Annotated in this window: 6 protein-coding genes and 2 tRNA genes; 5 read left to right on the top strand and 3 right to left on the bottom strand. The window is 62.1% G+C overall.

The genetic code is table 11. The annotated features are described in order from the left end of the window. Positions 1-67: 67 nt before the first annotated feature. Together HMPREF2971_RS02310 and HMPREF2971_RS02305 are read left to right on the top strand one after the other, a co-directional pair. Positions 68-141, top strand: a tRNA-Met gene (locus tag HMPREF2971_RS02310). Position 142: 1 nt separating this feature from the next. After that, positions 143-214 (top strand) — tRNA-Thr (locus HMPREF2971_RS02305). 159 nt (positions 215-373) lie between these two features. Here the strand turns inward: HMPREF2971_RS02305 and HMPREF2971_RS02300 are convergent. Next, on the bottom strand, positions 374-1,375 hold the full coding sequence (locus HMPREF2971_RS02300; protein WP_012902994.1) for an LLM class flavin-dependent oxidoreductase: 1,002 nt from the start codon (positions 1,373-1,375) through the stop codon (positions 374-376). Between the two features lie 201 nt (positions 1,376-1,576). On the opposite strand from HMPREF2971_RS02300, the gene HMPREF2971_RS02295 reads away from it, so the two are divergent. The 3 genes from HMPREF2971_RS02295 (at position 1,577) to HMPREF2971_RS02285 (ending at position 3,844) form a co-directional block, all read left to right on the top strand. Further along, complete coding sequence (locus HMPREF2971_RS02295; RefSeq protein WP_005504824.1) at positions 1,577-2,029, top strand: MaoC family dehydratase N-terminal domain-containing protein; 453 nt, start codon at positions 1,577-1,579, stop codon at positions 2,027-2,029. Then, entirely contained in the window at positions 2,029-2,490 is a 462-nt protein-coding gene (locus HMPREF2971_RS02290) for a MaoC family dehydratase (protein WP_005508334.1), read from the top strand. Before HMPREF2971_RS02295 ends, HMPREF2971_RS02290 begins: the two co-directional genes overlap by 1 nt. A gap of 247 nt (positions 2,491-2,737) precedes the next feature. Next, positions 2,738-3,844: a UDP-N-acetylmuramate dehydrogenase gene (locus tag HMPREF2971_RS02285; RefSeq protein WP_070690990.1), complete on the top strand. Its 1,107-nt coding sequence runs from the start codon at positions 2,738-2,740 to the stop codon at positions 3,842-3,844. A 117-nt stretch (positions 3,845-3,961) separates the two neighbouring features. Here HMPREF2971_RS02285 and HMPREF2971_RS02280 read toward each other — a convergent pair whose 3' ends face one another. Both HMPREF2971_RS02280 and HMPREF2971_RS02275 read right to left on the bottom strand, forming a co-directional pair. Then, positions 3,962-4,921, bottom strand: a complete 960-nt coding sequence (locus HMPREF2971_RS02280; protein ID WP_070690986.1) for a histidine kinase — start codon at positions 4,919-4,921, stop codon at positions 3,962-3,964. A gap of 132 nt (positions 4,922-5,053) precedes the next feature. Next, positions 5,054-6,481 (bottom strand): MFS transporter, encoded by a 1,428-nt coding sequence (locus tag HMPREF2971_RS02275; RefSeq protein WP_070690980.1) that lies wholly within the window; start codon positions 6,479-6,481, stop codon positions 5,054-5,056. Between the last annotated feature and the right edge of the window lie 118 nt (positions 6,482-6,599).

The raw sequence follows: 6,599 nt of genomic DNA, 5'->3' as shown, positions 1-6,599 counted from the left end.
GGTCCCGGGATCGATTCCCGGTCGGGGCTCTCTCATTAATTCATGCGAGAGCACGTATTAATGATGTGGCGGTGTAGCTCAGCTGGTTAGAGCGCACGACTCATAATCGTGAGGTCGACGGATCGAGCCCGTCCACCGCTACGCCCCGATAGCTCAGTGGTAGAGCGCCATCTTGGTAAGATGGAGGTCCCGGGATCGATTCCCGGTCGGGGCTCAGATAAGCCTGTCTCTTCGGAGGCAGGCTTTTTTGTTTTACCTATTTTGTTTGCCTAAAGCCCGGTCTGCAGGCGCTTAGTGCACGGGCTCTATACCGGATATAGCAAAGCCCCCGAGAAAAACTCGGGGGCTTCGTCTTTATGCTCTGATCTAAGCGTTAGGAGGCGCGGCGCACCACCGGCAGCTGGGACAGCAGCTCGTAGGAGCGCAGGCGGTCCTCGTGCTCCCACGCCTCGGTCATGACGATAAGCTCGTCAGCGCCCGTGCGCGCCACCAGGTCCTCAATACGAGCCTGCGCGGTGGCGGGAGAGCCTACGATTGCCTCAGCGGTCATGCGTTCAACGTGCATCTTCTCTGCGTCGGTCCAGACGGCGTCCATATCTTCCACGGGAGGTGCGAAAGACAAATTGCCGCGCACCACACCCAGGAAATGCTGCTGCTGCGTCGTGTACAGGTAGCGTGCTCGCTCGTCGGTATCGGCGAGCATCGCGGTTGCACCCACCATGACGTAGGGCTGTTCCAGATGCTCCGAGGGCTTGAAGCTCGCGCGGTAGGTGTCCACTGCCTCCTGCAGCATTGCGGGCGCAAAATGCGAAGCGAATGCGTAGGGCAGACCCAGCTGTGCGGCAAGCTGCGCACCGAACAGGGAAGAACCCAGAATGTACAGGGGCACCTTCGAGCCCTGACCGGGAATGGCGTGCACGCGGTGCATGGGGGAGGGCTCGCCCAGGAAACGCTGCAGCTGCTGCACCTCGGCGGGGAAGCTCATGGCGGCAGAATCGTCGCGGCGTAGAGCGGCGGCGGTCATCGGGTCAGTGCCGGGCGCACGGCCCACACCCAGGTCAATACGACCGGGATGGAACGCGTTGAGGGTACCGAACTGCTCCGCTACCACGTAAGGTGCGTGGTTGGGGAGCATAATGCCTCCCGAACCCACGCGAATACGCTCGGTTGCGGCGGCAATCTCCGCCATGACCACGACGGTCGCCGAGGACAGCAGGGAACCGGCATTGTGGTGCTCAGCGACCCAGAAACGCTCGTAGCCGTAGGACTCAGCCGCGCGGGCGGCATCGATGGTGTTGAGCATGGTCTGGTGCTGACGCTGATCGGGGCGGTGCGGCATCAGGTCAAGCACCGAAATTTTTACGTTGGAAGACACAACTTTTCCTTCTTGATTGATTGCGGGTACCCATTCAGTCTACGCCTGCTCAGGCTGTAGGGGTAGGGGCGCGCCGGGCGCCTTCGCTAGAAGGTAAACAATGCTAAGAAATACTGCGTGCATCCATGCTGGCTGTTTGCTGATGCGTCCACTCTGCGCGTTCGAGCTGAACACTGTGCATAAGAACGGTAGACTGAAACCATGAGCATTAACCCTGAGATTGTGGGCAGGGTCTACCCGTCCGAGAACACCTACGTTGTCGGCCGTGAAAAGATCCGCGAATTTGCCCGAGCAGTTCACGCAGAAAACCCCCTCCACCACGACGTTGAGGCAGCCCGCGCGGCAGGGTACGCAGATGTGATTGCCCCGCCGACCTTCGCCATTATCCTGGCGCAGGCAGCTGACGCGGCACTCATCAACGACGATTCCGCCGGTATTGATTTCTCCCGCGTGGTGCACGCCGACCAGCGCTTCACCCACCACCGCCCCATCGTTGCCGGTGATGAGCTGCGCACCGAAGTTCACGTGGACTCCGTACGCGTCATGGGTGCCGGCGCAATGCTGACCACCCGCGAAGAAATCGTTGACGCGCAGGGCGAGCCGGTCACCACCTGCATCTCTTCCCTGCTGGTTCGTGCTGAGGAGGAAAACTAATGGTGCGTTTTGAAGATCTTGAAAAGGGCCAGGACATCGGTTCGCGTACCGTGGAGCTCTCCCGCGCTTCGCTGGTGCGTTACGCTGGCGCATCCGGTGACTTCAACCCGATTCACTGGAACGAGCGCTTCGCTCAGTCGGTGGGCCTGTCCGGCGTAATCGCTCACGGCATGCTGACCATGGGTACCGCAGTGCAGCTTGTGAGCGACTGGGTAGGCGACCCCGGTGCGATTGTGGACTACCAGACTCGATTCACCAAGCCCGTTCCCGTGGCGGATGCACCCGGCGGTGAAAACCCCGACACCCCCACGAACGCCCTGACCATCAGCGGTAAGGTGGGTGCCCTGAACGAGGAAGAGCGCACCGCCCGCATTGACCTGACCGTCACCGCTCGTGATGAGGAAGGCAAGGAACAGAAGGTTCTGATGAAGAGCCAGGCTGTGGTTCGTCTCTCGGCATAGATTTTTCTGTGCGGGTAGATAACCGCGTGAAAGTAGCTATGTGAAAGCCCTGGTGCTACCGCGATGCGGTGGTGCCGGGGCTTTTGCATGCTCGGCTGTGTGTTCGGCTGCGCGCTCGCCGGCGGGTGGTGGCGCTTCTTTTGTGTGGGAGGCGCGCCGGAAAATGAAGGCAAAATCACCATAAGGTTTTTGTGACTTTAACGCGTGGCGGGTGTTGACCCCGCACAACGACCGGTATTCTTAACCTATGACTGAAAAGCTGTTGAGCGAACTGACCACCGCCCAGGTAGGCGGCCCCGCTAAGACCTACGTCCGCGCCACCTCCGAAGCAGAAATTATCGAAGCAGTCTCCGCTGCAGACGCCGCAGGCGAACCCGTCCTCATCGTGGGCGGCGGCTCCAACCTGCTGGTTTCCGACGAAGGCTTCAACGGAACCGTCGTGCACATCGCCTCCGAAGGCGTAGAGGTTCTGCCCATCCCCGCATGCGGCGGCGCGAACGTGCGCGTGCAGGCAGGCACCATCTGGGACGACTTCGTGAAGCTCAGCATCGAGAATGAATGGGTTGGCCCCGCGGCTCTCTCCGGCATTCCCGGCACCGTGGGTGCAACTCCCGTGCAGAACGTCGGCGCATACGGCGTTGAGGTGGGCGAGTTCATCGCCTCCGTACGCACCTGGGACCGCGAAAAGAACACTCGGAAGACCTTCGCGAGCGCAGACCTGCGCTTCGGCTACCGCGACTCGGTGCTCAAGCGCGCAACCGTCAACGGCTCGCCCCGCTACGTGGTGCTGACCGTTGATTTCCAGTTCACCCTCGGTAGCCTGTCTTCCCCGATTCGTTACGCTGAGCTGGCGAGGAGCCTGGGCGTTGAGCCCGGTCAGCGCGCCGAATCCGCACTGGTACGCGAAAAGGTGCTTCAGCTGCGTGGCTCCAAGGGCATGGTGCTCAACCCCGAGGATCGTGACACTTTCTCCACCGGTTCCTTCTTCACCAACCCGATCGTTCCGCGCTCGACCCTGGATTCCCTGCCGGAGGGCGCCCCGAACTTCCCGGTGGTCGTGAAGACTTCCCCGTTCACCGCGGGTGTCGAGGACCCCGATCACGTGAAGCTTTCGGCTGCTTGGCTGATTCAGCACGCCGGTTTCGAGAAGGGCTTTGGCCTGGAGGGTGAGTCTCGCGAGATTGCTCAGGGCCGTGCGAGCCTGTCGACCAAGCACACCCTGGCGATTACGAACCGCGGCGGCGCATCCGCTGAGGATATCTTCGCTATCGCCCGCGCTGTGCGTGACGGCGTGCGTGAACGTTTCGGCGTGACCCTGGTGCCTGAGCCTGTCGTGGTCAACGGCGAAATCTAAACGCTTAACTTCTCGCCTTTCGTAGCGCTAGGACGCATAGAATAAACGCTTCAGAATAAACGCTTCGGGCGGTCTCTGATAAAGAGGCCGCCCGAAGCGTTGTATTGACCCGCTGAGCTAGTGGCGAGGGGAGGAGATACGTGCCTGCCCCGGCAGGTAGGGCCTGCGCTTGGGCGCTGTGCGCGTTGCAGCCAGCGGAGCGGCAGGCAGGTGCTCCATCAGCACCTGAATCGCCAGGGGAAGCTTCTGAGGCGGGCAGGGGGCGTGGAAAATCGGCTTGTGGCGCGTGGGACGGTACGGGTAGTATTCCGCGTCCTCGCTGTGGGACCAGACGAGATTTCCAAACTCGCCGGGAACGGGGGAGAGCACGTTGGCGTAGTAGGCGCGCGTCTGCAGGTCGGCACGCTCGGAGGTGCCGGTAGATACGCCGCTGGGTACGCGGTCTTGCTCGATGATGAGGGCGCGGACCATGCCGCCTACGGTGCTGACCGCGTTCACGTGCAGGGCGAGTAGGTCCCCGTCCTTGTGGTCGATCTGTACCTGCCCGTCCGCGAGGATTCGGGTGCCCATCGTGATGCTGCTGGCGACTCCTTCGCAGAGGGCGCGGATGAGCGCCATGCGTGCCGGGTAGGGGTCTGCGATATCCCAGCCGATGAGGGTGGGCGCGGCGGAAATGCCGGCGTATTCCTCGCAGGATTCGTAGGAGGCGACATCCACGTAGCCGCGGGCGATGGGCTCACGGTCATAGGGGCGGCCGTCGCGCTGCTCCCAGAAGCTGAGGGCGGTTGCGGTGAAGACAGCCTGACCGTCGCGTACGGCGACGCTGAGCGTAAAGTCCTGCGGGTAGCCGTTTTTGGTGCGCGGGCGCAGGATGATTGCACGGGTGTATGCGTTGAAGTCCTCGGGCCAGTCCAGGTAGTAGCTCATTTTTGCCCCGTCGCCACGGTGCACGGTGAGTTCGCCCGGCAGCAGCATGGCTTCGGGCACGCCGCCGGCACGTTCGGTGGCGTAGTGTTCGCTTACGGGCCAGGGGCTGAACTCTGTGCGGTAGGGGCTGGAGAGGAAGGAATCGAGCATAGAACGTATCCTCTCATAGTTTGAGGTTGTGGCGCATGGATAGGGGGCTTAAATGACAAATGAGCTGTCCCTTCTGGTTGCTCGGAAAGAGTGTTCAGGAGGGACAGCCCATCATGTAGGCTGGGCGGCTCGTTAGAGGGATTCGCCGCGGCGTTCAGGCAGCAGGAACACGGTGGTTGCCGCTACCAGGAACGCGGTGGAGAAGAGCGTAAAGAGCAGCGGGGTTCCACCGAATGCGACCAGCGGCGGCACAATGAGCGGCGCCGCGATGGAGGCGATACGGCCGATACCGGCGGCGGCACCGGTTCCGGTTCCGCGCAGGTGTGTCGGGAAGATTTCCGGGCTCAGGGCGTAGAGGGCACCCCACGCACCCAGGTTGAAGAAGGAGAGCATGCATCCGGCGAGGATGATGAATACCTCGGCGTGCGCCATGCCGTACCCAGCCGCCGCCAGCGCGGAGCCAAGCAGGAAGGCCGCCAGGGTTGCGCGTCGACCCCACTTTTCGATGAGGTAGGCGGCGACCGCGTAGCCGGGCAGCTGGGCGAGGGTCATGATGAGCGTGAACGCGAAGGACTTCACGAGGCTGAATCCCTGGGCGTTCAGCAGCGCCGGAATCCAGATGAACGCGCCGTAGTAGGAGAGGTTGATGCAGAACCAGATGACGCACAGGGCGATGGTCTTGCGACGCTGACCTGCAGCCCAGATGGAGTGAATCTTCGCGGATTCTGCGTTGTCGGCGCTTTCTACCGCCCCGTGTGCGGAAGCATCTTCAGTCTGCTTCTTGGCGGTTCGGGAGAAGAGCGCGGGGGATGCCTCGAAACGTTCAACAACCTGGCGTGCCTGGTCGTGCTTGCCGACTGACTCCAGGAAGCGCACCGACTCGGGGGTACCCATGCGGACCACGAGCGAGTAGATGGCGGGAATCAGACCGATAGCAAGTGCCCAGCGCCAGCCGTTCGCCTGCGGAACGATGAAGGTACCGATGAGAGCGGCGAGGATCCAGCCCAGTGCCCAGAACGCCTCCAGAGCGACCACGACGCGGCCGCGAATAGCGCGCGGCGAGAATTCAGAAATCAGGGTGGATGCCACGGGCAGTTCCGCTCCCAGGCCTAGACCGACCAAGAAACGGAAGACGAGCAGCATGCCCAGGGAGGTTGCCAGGGCGGAGGCGCCGGTCGCCAGACCGTACACCAGCAGGGTGAGGGCGAAGATGTAGCGGCGGCCAAGCTTATCGGCGAGTAGACCGCCGAAGGTTGCGCCCAGTGCCATGCCGACGAATCCGATGGATCCGAGCCAGGAGGCTTCGGTGGGGCTGAGATGCCATTCCTTGATGAGCGCCGCCATAACGAAGGAGATGAGGCCGACGTCCATGGCGTCCAGCGCCCAGCCGAGACCCGAGATACCCAGGAGCTTGCCGTGGGCGTGGGTGAAGGGCAGGTTTTCAAGGCGTTCGTTGAGCGTCGGTGCGGCGTTGCGTTCAGCGGCCGGCGCAGAGTTACCAGCGGGCGCAGCAGCGTTGGTGCGGGGGGAGTCCGTTGATACGGGACGTGAGGAGGACACGGTAGTGGGTCGCTTCCTTAGTGTTTAGGCGTAGTGCCGGGCGAATTGTTCCCTTACAGTGTATAAAGGTACTTTCGACTTGAACACTATTGAAACGAAAAAATTTTGAAGATGACGG

The organism is Rothia sp. HMSC066G07, assembly GCF_001814485.1.
Lineage (GTDB): Bacteria > Actinomycetota > Actinomycetes > Actinomycetales > Micrococcaceae > Rothia.
Note: the sequence above shows the minus strand (reverse complement) of the source record. Positions and strands in the feature narration are given on the sequence as shown.

Excerpts from the sequence above, each read along its gene's own strand:
- HMPREF2971_RS02295 (WP_005504824.1), top strand. The coding sequence starts at position 1,577 with ATGAGCATTAACCCTGAGATTGTGGGCAGGGTCTACCCGTCCGAGAAC.
- HMPREF2971_RS02290 (WP_005508334.1), top strand. The coding sequence starts at position 2,029 with ATGGTGCGTTTTGAAGATCTTGAAAAGGGCCAGGACATCGGTTCGCGT.
- HMPREF2971_RS02285 (WP_070690990.1), top strand. The coding sequence starts at position 2,738 with ATGACTGAAAAGCTGTTGAGCGAACTGACCACCGCCCAGGTAGGCGGC.
- HMPREF2971_RS02280 (WP_070690986.1), bottom strand. The coding sequence starts at position 4,921 with ATGCTCGATTCCTTCCTCTCCAGCCCCTACCGCACAGAGTTCAGCCCC.